Source organism: Janthinobacterium sp. P210005, assembly GCF_036231865.1.
Taxonomy (GTDB): Bacteria; Pseudomonadota; Gammaproteobacteria; order Burkholderiales; family Burkholderiaceae_D; genus Janthinobacterium; species Janthinobacterium kumbetense.
This window is the reverse complement of record NZ_JAZARC010000005.1, coordinates 382,990-402,600: the sequence shown is the minus strand read 5'-3', so window position 1 is coordinate 402,600 and position 19,611 is coordinate 382,990. Positions and strand designations below refer to the sequence as shown.

Genomic DNA, 19,611 nt, shown 5'->3' with positions numbered 1-19,611 from the left:
CAACCGGCATCAGGAGTGGCCGGCAAAATGGCCAGGGCTAGGCGCGTTGCCGAAGACAGTACGAATAGTGCGGCGAGGCAATGCAACAACGCCCTGGACTTTTTGATGGCTACTCCGCTACAGCCAGTAATTCATGAAACGGGCCGCCCACTCCTTCATGCGGTCGGCAATCGGCCGGGTTTCCCATTTCGCCCTGGTGATCTCTTCCGAGTCGCGCAAGTCTTCCTGGAAGGCGTTTTCCATTTCGAGGCCGAAGCTGTCGCCCAGCACGATCACGTTCAGTTCGCTGTTATGCAGGAAGCTGCGCATGTCGATGTTGGTCGAGCCCACCGTCGACCAGGCGCCGTCGATGACGGCCGTCTTGGCGTGCAGCACGGCCAGTTTCAAGTGGAAGATGCGGATGCCGCCGGCCAGCAGCTGGTCGTACAGCGCATGTCCCGCATGGAATACGAGACCGCTGTCGGACACGCCCGGCAGCACCACGGTGACGTCCACGCCCCGTTTCGCGGCGGCCACCAGCGCGTCGACCGTCTGCTGGTCGGGCACGAAATAGGCGGACGTGATGTGGATGGTTTTTTTTGCTTCCTGGATGGCCAGGATATACGCCTTGTAGATTTCGAAGCCGCCGTCCGGCTCGCTGGCCACGACGCGCACCAGCTTGTCGCCCACTTCCGACAGGGTCGGGAAATAGTTCGCATCCGGCAAGTCGGCCTGGTCTTGCTGGGCCCAGGTGCGGATGAACAGCCACTGGAAGGCGGCCACGGCCGGGCCTTCCACTTTCACGTGGGTATCGCGCCAGCCCACGTCGCTCTTGTCGGCGGACTTGTTCTTGGAACGGAACAGCGAGCTTTTCGCATAGGTGTCGCTGATGTTGACGCCGCCCGTAAATGCCGTCTTGCCGTCGACGATCAACACCTTGCGGTGGTCGCGGTTGTTGATCTTCCAGTCGTCGCCCTTGAGCTTGGCGGGATTGACGGGGTTGAAGGCCACCAGGTGCACGCCGGCCGCGCGCATGCGCTCGAAGAACGCCTGCGGCACGCCGAGGGTGCCCACGCTGTCGTAGATGACGTTGACCGTCACGCCCGATTGCTGCTTTTCGATGAGCATGTCGGCAAACTTCAGGCCCAGCGGGTCCTGGTCGAAGATATACGTTTCCAGGTTGATGCTGTTCTTCGCTTCGCTGATGGCCTGGAACATGGCTTCCATCGTTTGCGGGCCGTCAAACAGCAGGGTCACCTTGTTGCCCTTGATTAAAGGTACGCCCGTGGCCGCCTCTTCCAGCGCGGCCTGGGCTTTCAAGTCCATGCCGGACTTCGCCCAGCGCTTGTTGAGCAGGGCGGCGCGGCTGTTGACGTTCAGCACGGCGCCCTTGCCCGTGATCACCTTGGGCTTGGCCACCGGTTCCAGGGTGGTGTTGAGATTCTTGACGTTAGGCAGCGAGGCGCATGCAGCCAGGGTCCAGCACAGCAGTAGGGCGGTGAGGCAGGGTTGCATGCGCCTGGCGGTCATTTTTGAGCCTTGGTCGTGGGTGACAGGTTTGCCGAGTCATCGGCCAATGCCAAAGGTGGCGGGTTTTTCGAGCCGAAGAAGAAGACGATGGGCGAGCGCAGGAAGCGCTTGCCCAGGATCTTCAACAGTTGCATGCCGTGCTTGAAGCGCACCTGGCGCGAACGCAGGGCCACCCATAGGGCCAGGCCGAAGCTCACCAGCAGGTTGGCCGTGCCGATGGCGAAGATGCCCGACAGCGACTTGACGGCCAGTTGCCAGCTCATGTTGTGGTCCAGGCCCACCAGGGCCGTGGCGAAGTTGGCGGCCGAGAAGGTGATGTGGCGGATATCGATCGGCAAGCCGATCAGGAAACCCAGGGTGCCGATGGAACCGAGCAGGATACCGAAATAGAAGTTACCCATCAGGCCGCCCAGGTTGTTTTCCAGGTACAAACCCAGCCGCTGCAGGCGTTCCTGGCCGATGACGCGGCCCAGGCCGCGCAATTGTGCGATGCGCTGCGCCCAGCGCGTGTACAGGGCCTGGTTGTCGTAGTAGCCGGAAATCAGGCCGGCCACGAACAGGCACACGCCGGCGATCATGGCGTAAAAGATGGCGGGGCTGCCGATGGGGTCGATATCGTGCAGCAAGTGCATGGCTTTCTCGGGCGTCACCAGGTTGTGCCCGGTAATCGCCTTGTAGCCGAGCGCGATCAGCCACGCCGTGGGGATGGCGGTGGCCAGGTTGCCCAGCACGGCCATGTTTTGCGTGCGAAACACCTTGTTGATCAATTCCGCCATGCTGTCGAGGTCGATATTTCGCCCATCCTTGCTGTGCAGGCCGGCGGCGATGCGCGACGCCGTCATGGCCGGCTGCTTGGTGGCCACCGTGAAATGCAGCAAGTGGATGAACATGAAGCCGATCGAGTAATTCATGCTGAACATGAACGCTTCGACCAGCGGCGCCGAGCGCAGGTAGGACATCAATATCTTGAACAGGGCCATGAAGCCGATGATCACGCCCGCGCCCGCGGACGAGAGGAACATGGCGCCCATTTCGCGGCGGTTTTCCGCGATGTAATGCTCGCCCGTGCGGCTGGCGTTTTCCGTCACATTGCGTGCCAGCAAGTTGATATTGTCGGAAAACAGGTCGCTGACCTTGTATTTGTTGTTGTGCGCCTGAATCAGTTCCAGCGCCAGCCCGACGGCGCCCGCGCGGCGGCGGCTGACGGGTTGCGGGTGCAGCAAGTCTTGCGTGGCGTCCACCGTGATGGCGGCGATGTCCACGTTGTTCGAGGCCGGCAATTCGCCGCTCGTGTCGACGAGGAACAGCAGCTTGCGCAGGCGCTCGATGCTTTGCGCCAGCGCCACCAATAAATACGTAAGGGGGATGCTGGTGCCCTGGTACAGCGCCTTCTTGCGGATCTTGGCGATGACGGCGTCGCACTGGTCCAGCATCACCAGCAAATGGCGCGCATCCTCGATGTGCTCGAGATCGCCGTGCAGCAGATTCGTGTAGGCGTCCAGGTAGGCGTTCACTTCCGTGTTTTGCACCATGAACGGCGACTGGAACACTTCGATTTCGCTATGGAAACGCGTCAATTCCGGTTCCAGGCCCATGGCGCAGACGCGGTAGGACAGGGTGCGGATGGCGTCGAGCATGCCTGGCAGCATGATATTGCCGTCGCCGACGGCCAGTTCGATGTCGTCGCTGGTGAGCACGTCGAACAGTTCCAGCCAGTCCGTGGCGGGCACGTTGCTGATCCACAAATAATCGGTCTTCAGGTACAGCACCTGGTCGAGCGCGTCGTTCAGGTATTCGTCGCCCAAGGCGGGCGGCAGCATGCGGTAGGCGATGCGGCGTTTCAATTCCGTGAAAAAGCCGCTGTTCGACAGCACGCCGATATCGGTGTACAGGCTGGCGTGGCGGCGCGCGGCCAGCACGCGCAGCACGTATTCGTGCAGGGCGCGCGCTTGCGCGGGGTTACCTTTGAGAAGCTGGCGCAGGGTGCGCACGTTGGCAATCGCGGTAGCGCTGTCGTGGGGGCGCTTGGGACGCAGTGAGTTGAATAGTTCCACCAGCAAGTCGATATTGCTGGAGTTGGGGTCAATGCGTTCGAGGATAGCTAGCATGCAGAAAAAACGGGCGAGCCGCTGTCGGTAAAACCAGTAGTGTACCGCCTGCGTCAATTCTCGCAACGTTCGCCACCGAACATTGCTTTACGGCAGGGCCTGCATTTAACGCCATTTTGCCGCTAGTGCCATAATCATGCTCGCTCTTGCGTGTTGTCAGTACGCGACGCGGTTTCATGGCCTAAGCTGAAGTTTCTGTTGTACAACGCACGGATGGCTGGACAAAAAGCGAGGATAAGGTAACACTAAGATCAGACACACAGCGCATGTCCTGATCAATACCGGGAAGTTTCAATTCACGTTACCGAGATATTTATCATGCAGACCTCGTATTTTGCGCTTGCTGTGATAGGGATGGGGCCGTGGATGCTTTTTGCACCGGCCCAGGCTGCCGATGGCGCAGGCAGTGCCGCATCCACTAACGTTGCCGTGTACGGCGTGCTCGACGCGGGCATCGTGGCCGAGCGGGGCTGCGCCGCCAATTGCGCCAACACCAAGGTGTCCGGCGGCGTCGCGTCCGGTTCGCGCCTGGGCGTGCAGGGCCGCGAAGCGCTGGGTAATGACGTGTCCGCCGTATTTACCCTGGAAGCGGGCGTGCAGAACGACACGGGCCAGTCGGAAGAGGGCCGTTTGTTCGGCCGCCAGGCCTACGTGGGCCTCGACAGCCGCCTGGGCGCGCTGACCCTGGGGCGCCAGTACAATCCGCACTACCTGGCCCTGACCGACGTGGCCGACCCGTTCAAGGGCGGCATGGCCGGCAGCGCCGGCAACCTGGCCGGCTACAGCGTGAAACGCTACGACAATACCGTCAAGTACGTGACGCCCGCCTTGCGCGGCGTGACTGCCAGCGCCATCTACAGCTTTGGCGAGTCGCCGTACAGCAACGCCAGCAACCGCGCGTATGGCGCCACCCTCGGCTATTCGGCCGGCGCCGTGAATGTCAGCGTGTCGCACCAGCGCAAGAATAACCTCATCCTCGCTTCCGGCACCTTGCCCGCCATCGACATGTCGGCCCGCAACACCCTGATCGCGGCGAATGTCGACCTGAAAGTGGCCACCGTCTTTGCCGCCGTGGGCGTGAACAAGGGCTATGGCAGCTCGCCGTGGGACCCGAACAACGCCTACAGCGCGCTGGCCCTGTCGATGTCGTCGTCGGACAGCCGCGACACCTTGCTGGGCGTGTCCGTGCCCGTGGGCGGCTTCAAGCTGCTGGCGTCCTGGGTGCGCAAGGATGACCGCGACCTGGCCAACCGCGACGCCAGCCAGATGGCCGTCGGCCTCACGTATTCCCTGTCAAAGCGCAGCGATTTCTACGCGTCCTACGCGAAGATCCACAACAAGAACGGCGCCCGCTACACGGTGGGCAATGCCAGCGACAGCGGCCGCGGTGATGCAGCGTTCAACCTGGGTTTCCGTCACGGCTTTTGAGCTGCCGTCGTGGCCGGGGCAGGGCAGCTGGCGCCCAGCCACTTGCCATTGCTCGTCACGTTCACCTGTTCCGGTGCGCCGCGCGCGCTGGTCGTCACGGCCAGCTGCATGTTGAAAGCCTGGTCGCCCGTAAACATGACCTTGCCTTCGCCGCTCGATTTCGGGTTGGCGCAAGTGAACGATACCTGCATGCCGCCCGCGATGTCCGTGTTTTTCGACTTGCAATCGCCGGGCTGGCCCGTGGGAATCTGCTTGCGCGCCGCCATGTCAGGCGTCACGCACGCCGTCACGCGCACGGCGCCGTCGGCGCCCACGGTGGGCATGGCCATGCCGCGGCTGGCCGCCATGCTTTCCAGCTGCTTGCGTTGATCGGGAGGAAGGTTGCCCAGTTGTTGCAGCACCATGGACATGGCGTTGTCGGTGGCGGCGTCCGGCGACGCCATCTTGCTGTCGACTTGCCACAGGCCCGGCTTGATGGTGGCGGAATGCGAGGCGGCCATGACATTGGCGTGGGCGCCTAGGGCGGCGCAAGCCAGCAGGGTCAGGCGTAGCAGGGATTTTTTCATCGTGGGGTCTCCGGTATGGGCAGACCCCAGCATACGGCATGGCAAGCGGGGCACGCTTGCCATTGTGTTACAAACTGTGATCGGGCTCGATGCGGCGCACGTCCACGCAGGCGATGCGGCGCTCGTCGGCCTCGATGATTTCATAACGCAAATCATCGAGTTCCAGCACTTCGCCCACGGCCGGCATGTTCTCGAAATGCGCCAGCAGGAAGCCGGCCAGCGAGTTGTATTCGCCATCTTCGCTGACCAGGGTTTCCGTCTCGAACACTTGCTCCAGGTAATGCAGGTCCGTCGCGCCATCGATGCGCCAGTGGCCGGGACCCAGCACTTCCACGTCCGGCTGCTCGTCCTCGTCGGGGAATTCGCCGGCGATGGCTTCCAGGATGTCGATGGGCGTGAGCACACCCTGCACGGTGCCGAACTCGTCGACCACCAGCACCAGCTGGCCGCGCGAGCGCTTTAACGTTTCCATGGCTTTCAGCACGCCGGCCGCTTCCGGCACGACGACGGCTTCGCGCATGCTGTCCGGGTCGATCTTGCCGCGCGAGACCAGGTCCTCGATCAGGTCCTTGCTGCGCGCGATGCCGACCACGTTATCCAGGTCGTCATTGCAGACAGGAATCATGCTGTGCGGCGTTTCGCGCAGCAATTGCAGCATCTTTTCGCTGCTGTCGTTCAGGTTGACCCACGACACGTCGCCGCGCGGCGTCATGACGGAGCGGATCGAGCGTTCGGCCAGGGTCAGCACGCCGCTGACCATGTTGCGCTCTTCCACGCCGAAGGCGGAAATGTCGGGCAGTTCCTTGACTTCGTGCTCTTCCACGGCTTCGCGGCCCTTGCGTCCGCCCAGCAGGCTCAACACGGCCTGCGCCGTGCGGTCGCGCAGCGGGGCGTTCGACTGCAGCTTGAGGAAGTTGCGGCGTGCCAGCTGATTGAAGAATTCGATGACAATCGAGAAACCGATAGCGGCGTACAAATACCCTTTCGGAATGTGGAAGCCCAGGCCTTCGGCCACCAGCGACAGGCCGATCATCAGCAGGAAGCTCAGGCACAGCACGACGACGGTAGGGTGGGCGTTGACGAAGCGCGTCAGCACTTTCGACGCCAGCATCATGACGACGATGGAAATGACGACAGCCGCCATCATCACGTACAGGTTTTCCACCATGCCGACGGCCGTGATGACGGCGTCGAGCGAAAAGACGGCGTCGAGCACGACGATCTGCGCCACCACGAGGCCGAAGCCGGCGTAGACTTTCGGGCCCGTCTGGGCGTGCGTGACCCCTTCGAGGCGCTCGTGCAGCTCGCTGGTGGCCTTGAACAGCAGGAACAGGCCGCCGACGAGCAGGATCAGGTCGCGTCCCGAAAACGAGAATGTCAGTATGGAAAACAATGGCGTGGTCAGGGTGACCAGCCAGGAAATCAGCGAGAGCAGGCCCAGGCGCATGACGAGGGCCAGGGTCAGGCCCAGCACCCTGGCCTTGTCGCGCTGGTGCGGCGGCAATTTCTCGGCCAGGATGGCGATGAAAATCAGGTTGTCGATCCCCAGTACGATTTCCAGTACGACCAGCGTCAGCAGGCCGACCCAGATTGTCGGGTCAAATAACCATTCCATGTGTATAACCTTGTAAAGTCGATCAGTGTAAAGCGTGCCTGGTGGCTAAAGCCCCGGGCGCGTGGGTGCTGCATGCATGTCTTCAGGGGCGGACGCGCGGCGGCCGGGTGGCCAGCCGCACGTCCGCTTCGGCAAGTGCGCCCGGTCCCGCTTGCCAAATGATGGCGCAAAACGGCGCCCCCTGGCGCGAGGTCGGGTACAGCGTGATGGGGTCGTTGTCGCATTCTTCAGTATCGCAGCTGTCGCCAGGCTGGCCCGCATGGAGGCTGGCGTCGGCACAATCGATGCTGAAGGCGGGCGTGGCGGCAGCGCCGGCCGCGATTGCATGCTGGAATGGGGAAGGACTGGCGTAGGCCATGCTGGCGAACGCCTGGGGTAACGCGATGAAAACAAAAAGGCAGAGCAGGACGAGAGCTCGTCTCATATACAGGCAGATAGTTCTGGAACCATGGAGTATAACACGGGCACATAACAGCTCGATGACAGGACTTGCGTAAGTGATAAGTATGCCGTAAATTGCGAGAGCAATGATTTCCCTGGGCAGCGAAGACGCAGCGCGGGTCCATGGCAATTCTTGCGTTTGCATTCCATGGCGCCGCTTGTGCGCTTGTCTAAAACGTAGTGTTACCAGGACTCTGCCTTGAAACCCATTACCGCCCTCCTGCTTGCCGCCGGCATCCTCTCGCCTTCGTTCATCCTTGCCGCCACCCCGGTGGAAGCGGCGCCGACCCAGAAAGCCGGCAAGGCTGCGCCCAGCCGCGCCGCCGTCAAAGTCACGTCCGTCGAAGGCATCACGGAATACCGCCTGGCCAATGGCTTGCGCGTGCTGCTGTTCCCCGACGCCAGCAAGCCCACTTTGACCACCAACATCGTCTACCTGGTCGGTTCGCGCCATGAAAACTATGGCGAAACGGGCATGGCCCACTTGCTCGAGCACTTGCTGTTCAAGCCCAGCGCCAATTTCGGCGTCAAGAAGGGGACCAAGACCCCCGTCGAGATCCTGAACTCGACGGGCGCCCAGTTCAACGGCACCACCTGGTACGACCGCACCAATTACTACGCCACCTTCCCCGCCAACGACGACAACCTGCGCCAGATGCTGGCCATGGAAGCGGACCGCATGGTGAACGCGGCCATCGACCAGAACGACCTGTGGAATCCGAAGACGCAGAAGGGCGAAATGACCGTCGTGCGCAATGAGTTCGAAATGGGCGAAAGCGACCCGATCGGCGTGACGAGCGAACGCATCCAGGCCGTCGCCTACGACTGGCACAACTATGGCAAATCGACCATCGGCGCCCGTTCCGACATCGAACAGGTGAATATTCCCCGCCTGCGCGCGTTTTACCATAAATATTATCAGCCGGATAACGCCGTGCTGATGGTGGCAGGCCGCTTCGACGAAGCCAAGGTCTTGAAGCAGATCAATGAGCTGTTCGGCAAGATCCCGAAACCGACGCGCGTGATCGAGCCGACCTACACGGCCGAACCCGTGCAGGATGGCGAGCGCGCCGTGACGGTGCGCCGCAGCGGCGGCACGCAGTTCGTCGGCGCCGGCTACCACGTGGCGCCGTCCGGCAACCCGGACGCCGTCGCCATCGAGGTGCTGGGCCACGTGCTGACGGACGCGCCGGCCGGCCGCCTGCACAAGGCGCTGGTGGAAACCAAGCTGGCCAGCAAGATCGAATACAACTCCGTGAGCAACCTGGAGCCCGGCTACAACCTGTTTGGCGCGCTGGTGCCCGTCGATGGCAACCTTGATGCGGCGCAAGCTGCCATGCTGAAAGTGCTGGAAGACTTGAAATCGCAGCCGGTCACGGACGCGGAAGTGGCGCGCGTGAAACAGCAGCTGAACAAGCAGATCGAACTGGCCACCTCGAACACGGCGAGCCTGACGATCGCCCTGACGGAATCGCTGGCGGCCGGCGACTGGCGCCTGTTCTTCCTGCAGCGCGACCAGCTCGACAAGCTGACGACGGCGCAAGTGCAGGCGGCGGCCGAGAAATACCTGAAGAGCTCGAACCGCACCCTGGGCCGCTTCATCCCGACCGATGCGCCGGACCGCACCGTCGTGCCGGCCTACGCCGACGTGGCGCCGCAACTGGCCGGCTACACGGGCCGCGCCGTCGTGGCGCAGGGCGAAGCGTTCGACCCAAGCCCCGACAATATCGAAGCGCGCACCACGCGCTTCACCCTGCCGAACGGCTTGAAGGGCGCCTTGCTGCCGAAGAAAACCAAGGGCAGCACCGTCAGCGTCGTGTTGAAACTGCGGATCGGCAGCGAAGAGAGCTTGCGCGGCAAGGGGCAAGTGGGCAGCTACACGGCGAATCTGTTGTCGCGCGGCACGGATAAACTGTCGCGCCAGGAAGTGAAGGATAAGTTCGACCAGCTGGGCATGCAGGTCGCCATCACGGGCGGCGCCGAGGGCGTCACCGCCATGCTGACAGGCAAGCGCGAAAACTTGCCGGCCGCCATGGACTTGCTGGCGCAAGTGCTGCAAAAGCCGGCCTTGAACGAGACGGAATTCCTGGAATTGCAGCGCGAGCGCGTCGGCCGCGCGGAGCAGGAACTGCCTGAACCGCAACCGCTGGCCGTGAACGCCTTCCGCCGCCTGCTCGACGCCACGCCGGAAGGCCATGTGCGCCACGTGGCCACCTTGCCGGCCGAACTGGCGCAATGGAAAGCCATCCAGGTGGCCGACGTGAAAGCCTTCCATGGCGCCTACTATGGCGCGTCGAACGCGACTTTCGCTGCCGTGGGTGACTTCGACCCGGCCGCGCTGAAGGCGCAAGTGGCCAGCCTGTACGGCAGTTGGAAGGCGCAGCAGCCGTATGTGCGCATTCTTGACGCCGTCAAGCCCGTCAGCGGCGAGAAAGTCAAATTGGAAACGCCGGACAAGGCGAACAGCGTGCTGTTCGCCATCCAGCCTATCCCCCTCAAGGATGACGCCGCCAGCTATCCCGCCTTGCTGATCGCCAATCACATGCTCGGCGGCGGCGCCTTGCGCAGCCGCCTGGCCGACCGCATCCGCCAGAAGGAAGGCCTGTCGTACGGCGTCGGCTCGCAAGTGAGCATTCCGTCGCGCGAACCGGCCGGTTACTGGATGGCGTATGCCATCAGCGCGCCGCAAAACACGGTCAAGGTGGAAGCGGCCCTGCGCGAGGAAATCGCCAAGGTGCTGGCCGACGGTTTCACGCAAGACGAATTGACGGAAGCGAAAAAGGGCTGGCTGCAATCGGAAGAAGTGGAGCGCACGCAGGATGCGGGCCTGGCGCGCGAACTGGCCGGCTATCTGGCGCAAGACCGCACCATGGCGTACAACAAGGACCTGGAAGCCAAAGTGGCCGCCTTGACCCTGGCGCAAGTGAACCAGGGCTTGCGCGACTACCTGAAGCCATCGGCCGTGTCGATCGTGACGGCGGGCGACTTCGCCAAGGTGGCGAAAGAGGGTGAAAGCGGCGCCAAGGCAACGACGTCGAAATAAGCCGTTTTACATAGAAAAACCCGCCGGCAAGGTCACTTGCCGGCGGGTTTTTTATTGACGTGTGTCAGCTTAGCGTGGAGCCATTTCGGCTACGTAGATTTCCACGCGGCGATTGCGTGCGCGTCCCGAGGCATCCGCATTCGAGGCGATCGGCTCGCGGGCGCCGCGGCCTTCCGTGACGACGCGGGTCGGCGAAACGCCGCGCATGGACAGGTAGTCGCGCGTGTGGGCCGCGCGTTCCACCGACAGCGGTTCATTGATGGAATCGCTGCCCGTGCTGTCCGTATGGCCGATGATGCTGACCGTCGTGTTCGGGTTTTCATTCAGGGTGGCGGCGAAGCGGTCGAGGATGGGGCGGAAGTTGCCCTTGATGTCGGCGCGGTTGGTATCGAAGGAAATATCGCTTGGAATTTCCATTTTCAGGCGGTTATCGGCCGTTTGCGACACTTGCACACCAGTACCCTGTGTCGCCTGTTCCATCGCGCGCTTCTGGTTTTCCATGCGGTTCGACCAGATATTGCCGACCACGGCGCCAGCCGCCGCACCCAGCAGGGCGCCGCCGGCCGTGCGGCCGCTGCTGCCGCCACCGGTGGTGCCGCCGATCAAGGCGCCCAGGCCCGCGCCGATGCCGGCGCCCGTGGCCGTGCCACGTTGCGTCGAGGACATGTCCGCGCAGCCGGTGGCGGCCAATGCGATCACCAGCATGCCGATCAGGGATTTGGCGCCAGGGCCTTTTTTGAATGTTTCTTTCATGGATTTTCTCCTTGTTTTGTTATGGGGACATACCCAGGACTACCCGTACACGTTACTGCAAAACGACGCCGCTTGCCAGTGCGCGCACACCGTGCGAAAAATACGGCAAAAGGCGGCGCCCGTTTGCACGCGCGCCGCTCTTGTCAGACCCGGCTAAGGGCCTGGGCTATAAGCCGCGCCCGCTGATCAGGCGCAGCAGCACCATGATCACGGCGACCACCAGCAGGATGTGAATGAAGCCGCCAATGGTATAGGAAGTTACCAGGCCCAGCAGCCAAAGAATGATGAGTACGACGGCGATTGTATACAGCATGATGTGTCCTCCGAGAGTAATGTGTGGATGACGGCGACTGCCGTGGCCTTGCAGGCGCTGGCGCGTGGCGCCGTCATCGGTTCTTGTCATTGCGCGGCGACCGGGTCGCTGAACGCTGATGCCATGACTAAGTGTCTACTTTGTTTCCCTTGCGTTCTGTACGCTGTCGTACACAAGGCTCAACTATCGGGGGCGGTCCGCGTGTTCATCGGCCATGCCCGGCACCCACGCCAGCATGCCGGCCATGCCGACTGCGCCCGCCAGGCAGCTGACCATGCCGCCCGTGAGCAGCAGCATGACGCCGAATACGGGGCTGCCCGCCGGCGGCGCCAGGTCCAGTGCGCAGAAGCCCAGCGCGGTGGCCAGCAAGCCGCCGCCAATAAAGCCCAGCCAGATCCTGTTGCTGCCTGTCTTGTCGTCTTCCATGGCGTCTCCTTTGACATTCCGTTGAACTTTCCTGAATGCATCATCTCGCGGGACGACAAGCTCATCTGTACGCCAGCGAACATTGCCAAAAAGAAAACGCCCGGACAAGCCGGGCGTGTGTTTAATTTGCAACTAATCGCGGCAGCGGCGCCGCCGCGGTTCGCTTAGCCCATGGCGCGCAAGCCGCCGTTGACGACGCGCACACGGTCGCCCTGGCGCCAGTTCGGCGCGGCGCTCTGGTGCACGGTGCGCGTCTTGCCGTTATCGAGGCGCACGACGATGTTGTAGCTGCGCGTGGCGCGCACGCTGCCTTCGATCTGGTTGCCGGCCACGGCGCCGCCGACGGCGCCCAGCACGGTGGCCAATTGCCTGCCGTGGCCGCCGCCCACCTGGTTGCCCAGCAAGCCGCCGACGACGGCGCCGCCGGCCGCACCCACGCCGCTGCCTTCGGCGCGCGTATTGACTTCATGGATGGCTTCGATCACACCGCAATTGGCGCACACCTGCGGCGCCGGGGCGGCCGCGTATTGTGGCTGCGGCTGCGGCTGGCGCACGGGTTGCTGCTGTGGTTGCTGCTGCTGCTGCTGCTGCTGCTGCTGCTGCTGCGGTGGCAGGGCGGCCAGCGGCAAGGCGCCGGCAGGCTGCAGGTTCGCTGGCGGCTGGTTTGCCTGCAGATTGGCCATCTGCTCGGCCGAGGTACTGGCCGCCAGCGGCTGGGTGTCGCCCTGGGAGGAGGGCAGCCAGCCCATCAGGGCAGCCGTGCCCACGCCGCAAAACAGCAGGACGGCGACGGCGGCGGCAAGCACCAGCGGATGGAGGGATTTGGTGGTGGTAGTCATGGAAGGCTCCTTGGTTTTTTTAAAATAGTAAAAAGGGTAGTGCGTGTTCTGCGTGTTATGTGCGTCTGTTGCCAGTGTGCTGTGCCGCTTGCTCCGCTTCCGTGCGTCACCGTACATACAGGGCCGGTACTGCACCGTAGGCTAGGTAAAAATTATGTCGAGTTGTAACGACGCCGAGGAAAAGCAATGCCACCAACGACTGCCAGTATGACCCTGCCCCGCGATGCAGGCCGATCCGGCCTGGGTTCGCCCGTGGGTGCGCCAGACGCCGGCAACCGCTTGCTGGCCAGCCTGCCCGAGCACGACTTGCGGCACCTGACGGCGCTGTTCGACACCGTCACGGTCGAGGTGGGCGAGGTGCTGTACGAACCGGGCCAGCCTATCGGCCACATCTATTTCCCCGGCGATTGCCTGATCTCGCTGCTGGCCGTGGCGGAAGGGCGGATGACCCTGGAAGTGGGTTCCGTCGGCCGCGAAGGCGTGCTGGGCGCGTCCGTCGCGCTCGGTCATGACCTGGCGCAAGTGCGTGCCGTGGTGCAACGTTCCGGTACGGCCAGCCGCATCGCGCGCGCGGAGTTCTGCGCCGAGTTCGCCCAGCTCGAATCCCTGCAGCGTTTGCTGTACCGCTACACGGACACCTTGCTGGCGCAAGCCATCCAGATTGCCGTGTGCAGCCGCTTCCACGTGCTCGAGGCGCGCCTGGCCCGTTCGCTGCTGATCACGCGCGACCGCCTGCAGTCGGAAAAATTTCACCTCACGCATGAATTCCTTGCCCACACCCTGGGCGTGCGGCGGGTCGGCGTGACCAAGGCGGCCAGCGCGCTGCAACAGCAAAAACTCATCACCTACAGCCGCGGCAATATCGAGATCCTCGATTCGGCCGGCCTGGAAGCCGTTTCCTGCCGCTGCTACGAGCTGGTCAAGGATAGCGGCGCCATCGGCATGGCCAACGTCTTCGTCTGATTTCCTCGGAGTAACTTTTCAATTTCATCAACGGAAGCCGGACGCAAAAAAGCGGGGCGGGCGCCTGGGCACCCACCCCGCTTTTTTGATCAACGATTACTTCGGCTTGACCTGGTTGCCGATCACGCCGCCGACTGCGGCGCCGCCGACTGCGCCGACTGCGCTGCCGCCCGTCAGCACGGAGCCGGCAACGGCGCCGATGCCGGCGCCGATGGCCGTGTTCTTATCCTGGCCGGACATGTTGGCGCAAGCCGTCAGGCTCAGCAGCAGGGCGGCAACGGAAGTGGTAGCGGCGATTTTTTTAATGATTTGCATGATAGTTCTCCTATGAATTCGGACCTCGTGGCGCCGGCATGGTATGGGCCGGTGGGACTTCGTATCGCCACGTCTTGGGTGTTTCAGGCACGATCACAGAATAGATTTGCGGCAAGGCAGGGTCTGTTCGGCAACGCACATAGGGGTGTAACAATTGTAAAAGCACACAGCCGCGCTTAGCGGGCCTTGCGCACGGGCTTGCCCGGCTTGGGCGCCACCGGTTTCACGCGCGCCTGGGCCAGCAAGGCCGCGCATTCGCTATCCTCGACGGGGCCGGTGTTGACCAGCGGCAGCAGCGCCGCCACGGGCGCCACCACGGCCAGCGCCAGTGCCCCGCCGGCGCGCAGGGCCAGCACGCCCTTGTCGACGCTCACGTCGGGCTTGCTGAAAGTGCCATGCACATACAGGGGCGAGCGCAGTGAAAAGATGCGCAAGCCCTTGCTGTCCGGCCGCAGGGTGAGGTCCAGCCGTTCATCGGCCAGGTTCACCGTGCCGTCGATATGCAGGATGGCGTCATCCGTGTCGACGATGAACTGGCGCGTGCGCATCAGCCCCTTGGTGACGGCGAAGTCGGCCGCCATGCAGTTCAGCTTGACCTGCTTGTCGCCTGCCAGCTTGGCCAGCACGATACTGCCGATATTCAAGCCCATTTCTTCCAGTAACAGCTTGCTGATGCTGCCCCGGTTGATCAGCGCGCGCACTTCGCCGTTCGAGCTGCCCAGCAGCGTGGCGACGGAATTGCCCGTGGCCGACAGCGACGCATCGCCATTGATTTCGCCCACGCTCGCTTGCAGGGCCGGCAGGCGGGGGAACAGTTGCTGGATGTGCAGATGGCGGGCGCTGGCCTTGAGTTCGGCCGCGATGCCGTTGGCGATGACCTTGCCGCTGCCGTCTAGCTTGATCTGCGACGTCAGGGTGCCGCCCGCCACGTTGAAGTTGAGCGGCGTCAAGGACAGCACGCCGTCCGTCAGCACCACATGCGTGTCGAGTTTGCTGATCGGCAACTCGGCATCGCGCGTGATCTTCTCGGCCGTGTAGCGCACGTCGGCGTCCAGGCTGGTCCAGCGCTCCGTCTTGAAGGTTTCCACCGGCAAGACCCGGCCGGCCGGCTGCGTCGATGGCACGCCCCGTTCCTTCTTGCTGGCGCTGGAATCGGCGCCCACCAGCGGACCCAGGTCGGAAAATTGCAGCAGGCGCGAGTGGACTTCACCCGTCAGGCGCTTGCGCGGCGTGCTGGCGGAAAAGGCCAGCTTGCCGCTGATGTCGCTCGATCCCACCTTGCCGCTGAACTGGTCGTACACCCATTCGCCGCCGCGCGGCGCCAGGGTGCCCGTCAAATGGCCTTCCGTGCTGAAGTGCGGCGTTTCCGGCAGCAGCACGCCCGTCAACGGATACAGGCGCGCCATGCTGGGCCCGGATATTTTCAGGCGCACGTCGAGCGCGGCCAAGTCTGTCGGGCGGGTCAGGGTGCCTTCGATGGCCACGCTGCTGCCGCTGGCGCGCATGTCGGCCTGGATGGGGAAGGGCGTGCCTTGCCGCTGCAGCGACAGCACGCCGCCCGCCTTGCCGCCGCCCTTGACGGTTTCGCCGCGGTAGGTGCCGGACAGTGTCCACGCGATGCCGTAGCGCGCATCGTCCGCGATGGTGTCGACATCGGCGCGCATCGCCGTCTTGCTGACGCCATCGTCCAGGGTCACGGTGCCCTTGCTGAAGACCACGCTTTGCAATTCCAGCTGCCAAGGCGATGGCTGGTCCTGCTTGTCGAAGGTCCAGTTGTTCTTGCCGTCCTTGCTGCGCAGCAAGCGCACCTGCGGCGTGTCGAAGCGCAATTGCGGGATGATGATTTTCTTGTCCAGCAGGGCCAGCGGATTGAGCGAGAACGCCAGCTGGCTCACGGTGGCCAGTTGCCCCTTCTCACCCGTGTCCGCCATGGCGTTCGGGTTGCCCAGGCGCACGTCCTTTGCCTGCAGGTGCGGCCAGGGCAGATAGTCGCGCCAGGTTTTTTGCCCCGCGGTGGTTGGCTGCTGCCACGTCAGCGCCAGGTCGCCCTCGATGGCAAACGGCCGCCCCAGCGCATCGCTGGCGCGCGCATTGAGCCAGGGCTTGGCGCGGTTCCAGTCCATGTTCAGCAGGACGACGGCGGCCGTGACGGGCAGGGCGATCAGCACGGCGGTACTGGCGAGGGCGATTTTTTGACGGCGGGAGAGCGGCATGAGCTGATTCTTTCTGTACAAGTAGTCACGATGCTACAGGAATCGCTCCAAAGCCGGGCCTGTTTCAGGTTTTGCTGGCGGACACGTGCGCTGGCGCACGTTGCCCATGCAAGTATTGTCGATTTCCTACCCTATGTGCGGCACCGAACGGATATGCGGGGATGCGGGGCCTATAACGTCATACATCAAACGCAGTTCCTGATTCGTTCCATGTATGACTTATATCGTTACCTCACTCTCCAGGAGAAGAAAAATGACAAACCGAGATTCCATCAAAACCCCCTTGACCGCCCTGGCTGCCTGCATCAGCGCCGTCGTCCTGATGACGGGCTGCTCCAGCCTGAAAACGCCCGCCACGGCCGATGTCGCCGTGTCGCGCGCCGCCGTCGATAACGCCGCCAGCGCCGGCGCCGCCGACCTGGCTCCCGATGAAATGCGTTCGGCCCGCGAAAAAATGCGCATGGCTAACCAGGCCTTGAAAGACCGCGACTACAAGACGGCGCGCGACCTGGCCGACCAGGCGCAAGCGGACGCCAAGCTGGCGCAAAGCAAGGCCAACTCGGCCAAGGCGACATCGGCCGCCGATGAAATCAACGAGAACATCCGCGTCATGCGCGAAGAACTCGACCGTGCCAATCAGCAAGCCCCAAAACAATAAGCAACAACAATAACAGGACCCCATCATGAAAAAAGCTACCTACACTACCATTCCCGGCCTGCTGGCCATGGCCGCTCTGGTTGCCGCCTGCAGCTCCGCACCGACCACCACCAGCCTGCTCGACCAGACGCGCGGCGACTACATGGCGGCGCAATCGAATCCGATCGTGTCGACCTATGCGCCACGCGAATTCCGCGAAGCGAGCGCTGCGCTGGAAGCGGCAAACGCGGCCGCCACGCGCCAGGAAGATAGCGAAAAAGTCGACAAGCTGGCCTACCTGGCCAAGCAAAAGATAGCCACGGCGCAAGAAGTTGCCAAGCAAAAGGCAGCGGAAGCCGATATCGCCAACGCCGGCAAGCAGCGCGACCAGTTGCGCCTCGATGCGCGCACGCAGCAGGCTGACCAGGCCACGGCCCGTGCCCAGTCGGCGCAAGCGGATGCGGAAGCGGCCAAGGCCCAGGCACAAGCGGCCGAAGCATCGGCCCGCGATGCGCAAGCCCGAGCCGCCGGTCTGGAAGCGCAGTTGGCCGACCTGGCCGCCAAGAAAACCGAGCGCGGCATGGTCATCACCCTGGGCGACGTGCTGTTTGGCACGGACAAGGCGAACCTGACGGCCGATGGCGCGAATACGGCGCGCAAGCTGGCCGACGTGCTGAAAAACAATCCGCAGCGCACCGTGCTGATCGAAGGCTTTACGGATAGCACGGGCGGTTCCGCGCACAACCTGGAATTGTCGCAACGCCGCGCCGAGTCCGTGCGCAATGCGCTGCTGGAACAAGGCATCAGCCGCGACCGCATCGCCACGAAAGGCTACGGCGCCGCTTACCCGGCCGCCGGCAACGATACGGCGGCAAACCGCCAGCTGAATCGCCGGGTGGAAATCGTCTTGTCGGAAGATAACACGGCCATTCCCGCCCGCCGCTAAAACACCAGGCCAAACCTGCTGCGCGTCGCGACTTGCGGCCTCCGATGCTCACTGTGCTATAGCACAGCTCCGCTTCTCGGCCACAATTCACTGCCGCTCGCTACGGTTTTGCCAGGTGTTTGATTTGTTAGTAGGCAGCACCGGCCGAAGCTTGGCCGGTGGATACCCATGCAAGACTTGAAAGGAAACATCATGACCCAAACATCTGTTGAGATTCCAGCTGGCATCGATACGGCCGCCATCCGCGCCGCCGCGAAAAACCTGGACGACGGCGCCGTCACGGCCGGCTACCAGGGCGACCGCCAGGAGTTGATCACCCTGTTGAATGGGGCGCTGGCCACCGAACTGGTGTGTATTGCGCGCTATAAACGCCATTACTACACCGTGAGCGGACGCGACAACGGCACCATCAAGGCCGAGTTCCTGGAACATGCGCAGCAGGAGCAGGAACACGCCGACTGGCTGGCCGAGCGCATCGTGCAATTGAATGGCAAGCCAGATTTTAATCCTGCAACATTGCTTGCGCGTAGCCATGCCGAGTATGATGACTCCGAAGACGTGCAAAGCATGGTGCGTGCCAATCTGATCGCGGAACGGGTGGCGATCGAGTCGTATCGCCAGATGATCGTGAAAATCGGCGACAAAGACCCGACCACACGCCATTTGTTGATCAAAATCATGGCTGTTGAGGAAGAGCACGCCGATGATATGCGCGATCTAATGGAATAGTGTTTTTGAGTAAAGTAGGTATAGTAACTACATTCATCCACAGCTAAGGAGCTAAACCATGTTGGAAAACAATATCACCACCGTCAATAACGATGTCAAAACCCTGGTCAAGGATGCCCAGGCCCTGTTCAGCGCCGCTGCCGCCCTGACCGGCGAAAAAGCCGACGAAGTGCGCGTCAAGGGCATGAAAACCCTGGATGCCGCGCTGGCCAAGGCGCATGAAGCGCAAGCATCGGCCATCGTTGCCACCAAGCAGATGGCTGCCCAGGCAGACGGTTATGTCAAGGAAAACCCATGGCGTACCGTGGCCGTCGCCGCTGGCGTCGGCGTGCTGGTTGGCTTCATCCTGGGCCGCAAGTAATCCACTGTCAGGAGCGATATGGACAAGTCTGCTTCGTCTCACCAGGGGCCGGGATTGATCGGCTCGGTCGCCGGCCTGGCCAAAAACGCCGTCGGACTGATGTTGTCGCGGCTGGAACTGGCCACCATCGAACTGTCGGAAGTGCGCAATCACATGCTGCAGCTGATTGTCATTTTCGCGTTGGCGACCGTGGCGGGCTTGTTTGCCATCGCTTACGGCAGCGTGCTGATCGTCTTCCTGGCCTGGGATAGCCTGGGCTGGAAGATCCTGGCGATCATGACGGTCGTGTTCGTACTGCTGGCGATCGCCCTGGTCATGTATGCGCGCGCCATGTTGCGTCAAGGAAAGCTGTCCATGCCGGCCACCATGGCGGAATTGAAGGCCGACCGCGACATGCTGATGTAAG

At 62.9% G+C, this 19,611-nt stretch carries 19 protein-coding genes; 8 read left to right on the top strand and 11 right to left on the bottom strand.

The features are described from left to right. Nucleotides 1–117: 117 nt before the first annotated feature. Nucleotides 118–1,494: a cardiolipin synthase gene (gene cls, locus VPH40_RS21060; protein WP_442906670.1), complete on the bottom strand. Its 1,377-nt coding sequence runs from the start codon at nt 1,492–1,494 to the stop codon at nt 118–120. Between the two features lie 11 nt (nt 1,495–1,505). Next, nucleotides 1,506–3,617, bottom strand: coding sequence for a site-specific recombinase (locus VPH40_RS21055; RefSeq protein WP_289919119.1), 2,112 nt, complete (start codon nt 3,615–3,617; stop codon nt 1,506–1,508). 366 nt (nt 3,618–3,983) lie between these two features. On the opposite strand from VPH40_RS21055, the gene VPH40_RS21050 reads away from it, so the two are divergent. Further along, nucleotides 3,984–5,045 carry a porin gene (locus VPH40_RS21050; protein ID WP_305053493.1) on the top strand — a complete coding sequence of 354 codons (1,062 nt, stop codon included), beginning with the start codon at nt 3,984–3,986 and terminating at the stop codon, nt 5,043–5,045. Here the strand turns inward: VPH40_RS21050 and VPH40_RS21045 are convergent. The 3 genes from VPH40_RS21045 to VPH40_RS21035 form a co-directional block, all read right to left on the bottom strand. Continuing rightward, nucleotides 5,033–5,611 (bottom strand): DUF3617 domain-containing protein, encoded by a 579-nt coding sequence (locus tag VPH40_RS21045; protein WP_328574405.1) that lies wholly within the window; start codon nt 5,609–5,611, stop codon nt 5,033–5,035. The genes VPH40_RS21050 and VPH40_RS21045 overlap by 13 nt on opposite strands. A gap of 67 nt (nt 5,612–5,678) precedes the next feature. Continuing rightward, nucleotides 5,679–7,226, bottom strand: a complete 1,548-nt coding sequence (locus tag VPH40_RS21040; RefSeq protein ID WP_328574404.1) for a TerC family protein — start codon at nt 7,224–7,226, stop codon at nt 5,679–5,681. Nucleotides 7,227–7,308: 82 nt separating this feature from the next. After that, nucleotides 7,309–7,584, bottom strand: a complete 276-nt coding sequence (locus VPH40_RS21035) for a hypothetical protein (protein WP_328574403.1) — start codon at nt 7,582–7,584, stop codon at nt 7,309–7,311. Nucleotides 7,585–7,866: 282 nt separating this feature from the next. Between VPH40_RS21035 and VPH40_RS21030 the strand changes: the two genes are divergently transcribed. Further along, on the top strand, nt 7,867–10,710 hold the full coding sequence (locus VPH40_RS21030) for a M16 family metallopeptidase (RefSeq protein WP_328574402.1): 2,844 nt from the start codon (nt 7,867–7,869) through the stop codon (nt 10,708–10,710). Nucleotides 10,711–10,779: 69 nt separating this feature from the next. Here the strand turns inward: VPH40_RS21030 and VPH40_RS21025 are convergent, their stop codons facing one another. From VPH40_RS21025 to VPH40_RS21010, 4 genes are all read right to left on the bottom strand, one after another. Beyond that, on the bottom strand, nt 10,780–11,415 hold the full coding sequence (locus tag VPH40_RS21025; protein ID WP_442906675.1) for an OmpA family protein: 636 nt from the start codon (nt 11,413–11,415) through the stop codon (nt 10,780–10,782). A 214-nt stretch (nt 11,416–11,629) separates the two neighbouring features. Then, complete coding sequence (locus VPH40_RS21020; protein WP_010396376.1) at nt 11,630–11,776, bottom strand: lmo0937 family membrane protein; 147 nt, start codon at nt 11,774–11,776, stop codon at nt 11,630–11,632. Between the two features lie 183 nt (nt 11,777–11,959). Beyond that, the gene (locus tag VPH40_RS21015; protein ID WP_099664894.1) at nt 11,960–12,202 is read right to left on the bottom strand and encodes a hypothetical protein; all 243 of its coding nucleotides are present in this window, start codon (nt 12,200–12,202) and stop codon (nt 11,960–11,962) included. 164 nt (nt 12,203–12,366) lie between these two features. Continuing rightward, complete coding sequence (locus VPH40_RS21010; RefSeq protein ID WP_328574400.1) at nt 12,367–13,041, bottom strand: glycine zipper 2TM domain-containing protein; 675 nt, start codon at nt 13,039–13,041, stop codon at nt 12,367–12,369. 186 nt (nt 13,042–13,227) lie between these two features. Here VPH40_RS21010 and VPH40_RS21005 point away from each other — a divergent pair, with 186 nt between their 5' ends. Next, complete coding sequence (locus tag VPH40_RS21005; protein ID WP_099664892.1) at nt 13,228–14,004, top strand: Crp/Fnr family transcriptional regulator; 777 nt, start codon at nt 13,228–13,230, stop codon at nt 14,002–14,004. Nucleotides 14,005–14,100: 96 nt separating this feature from the next. Here the strand turns inward: VPH40_RS21005 and VPH40_RS21000 are convergent, their stop codons facing one another. Together VPH40_RS21000 and VPH40_RS20995 are read right to left on the bottom strand one after the other, a co-directional pair. Beyond that, the gene (locus VPH40_RS21000) at nt 14,101–14,319 is read right to left on the bottom strand and encodes a glycine zipper 2TM domain-containing protein (RefSeq protein ID WP_010396384.1); all 219 of its coding nucleotides are present in this window, start codon (nt 14,317–14,319) and stop codon (nt 14,101–14,103) included. A 176-nt stretch (nt 14,320–14,495) separates the two neighbouring features. Beyond that, a complete protein-coding gene (locus tag VPH40_RS20995; RefSeq protein ID WP_328574399.1) occupies nt 14,496–16,532 on the bottom strand; it encodes an AsmA family protein in 2,037 nt (678 codons plus the stop codon). Nucleotides 16,533–16,785: 253 nt separating this feature from the next. Here VPH40_RS20995 and VPH40_RS20990 point away from each other — a divergent pair, with 253 nt between their 5' ends. The 5 genes from VPH40_RS20990 to VPH40_RS20970 all read left to right on the top strand — a co-directional run bounded on the left by VPH40_RS20990 (nt 16,786) and on the right by VPH40_RS20970 (nt 19,610). Then, nucleotides 16,786–17,190, top strand: a complete 405-nt coding sequence (locus tag VPH40_RS20990; RefSeq protein WP_099664890.1) for a DUF4398 domain-containing protein — start codon at nt 16,786–16,788, stop codon at nt 17,188–17,190. Nucleotides 17,191–17,215: 25 nt separating this feature from the next. Then, on the top strand, nt 17,216–18,115 hold the full coding sequence (locus VPH40_RS20985) for an OmpA family protein (RefSeq protein WP_099664889.1): 900 nt from the start codon (nt 17,216–17,218) through the stop codon (nt 18,113–18,115). Nucleotides 18,116–18,283: 168 nt separating this feature from the next. Then, entirely contained in the window at nt 18,284–18,844 is a 561-nt protein-coding gene (locus VPH40_RS20980) for a ferritin-like domain-containing protein (RefSeq protein ID WP_369812244.1), read from the top strand. Nucleotides 18,845–18,902: 58 nt separating this feature from the next. Beyond that, a complete protein-coding gene (locus VPH40_RS20975) occupies nt 18,903–19,205 on the top strand; it encodes a DUF883 family protein (protein WP_035826246.1) in 303 nt (100 codons plus the stop codon). An 18-nt stretch (nt 19,206–19,223) separates the two neighbouring features. Beyond that, nucleotides 19,224–19,610 carry a phage holin family protein gene (locus tag VPH40_RS20970; RefSeq protein ID WP_034758936.1) on the top strand — a complete coding sequence of 129 codons (387 nt, stop codon included), beginning with the start codon at nt 19,224–19,226 and terminating at the stop codon, nt 19,608–19,610. The last annotated feature ends 1 nt before the right edge of the window (nt 19,611 follow it).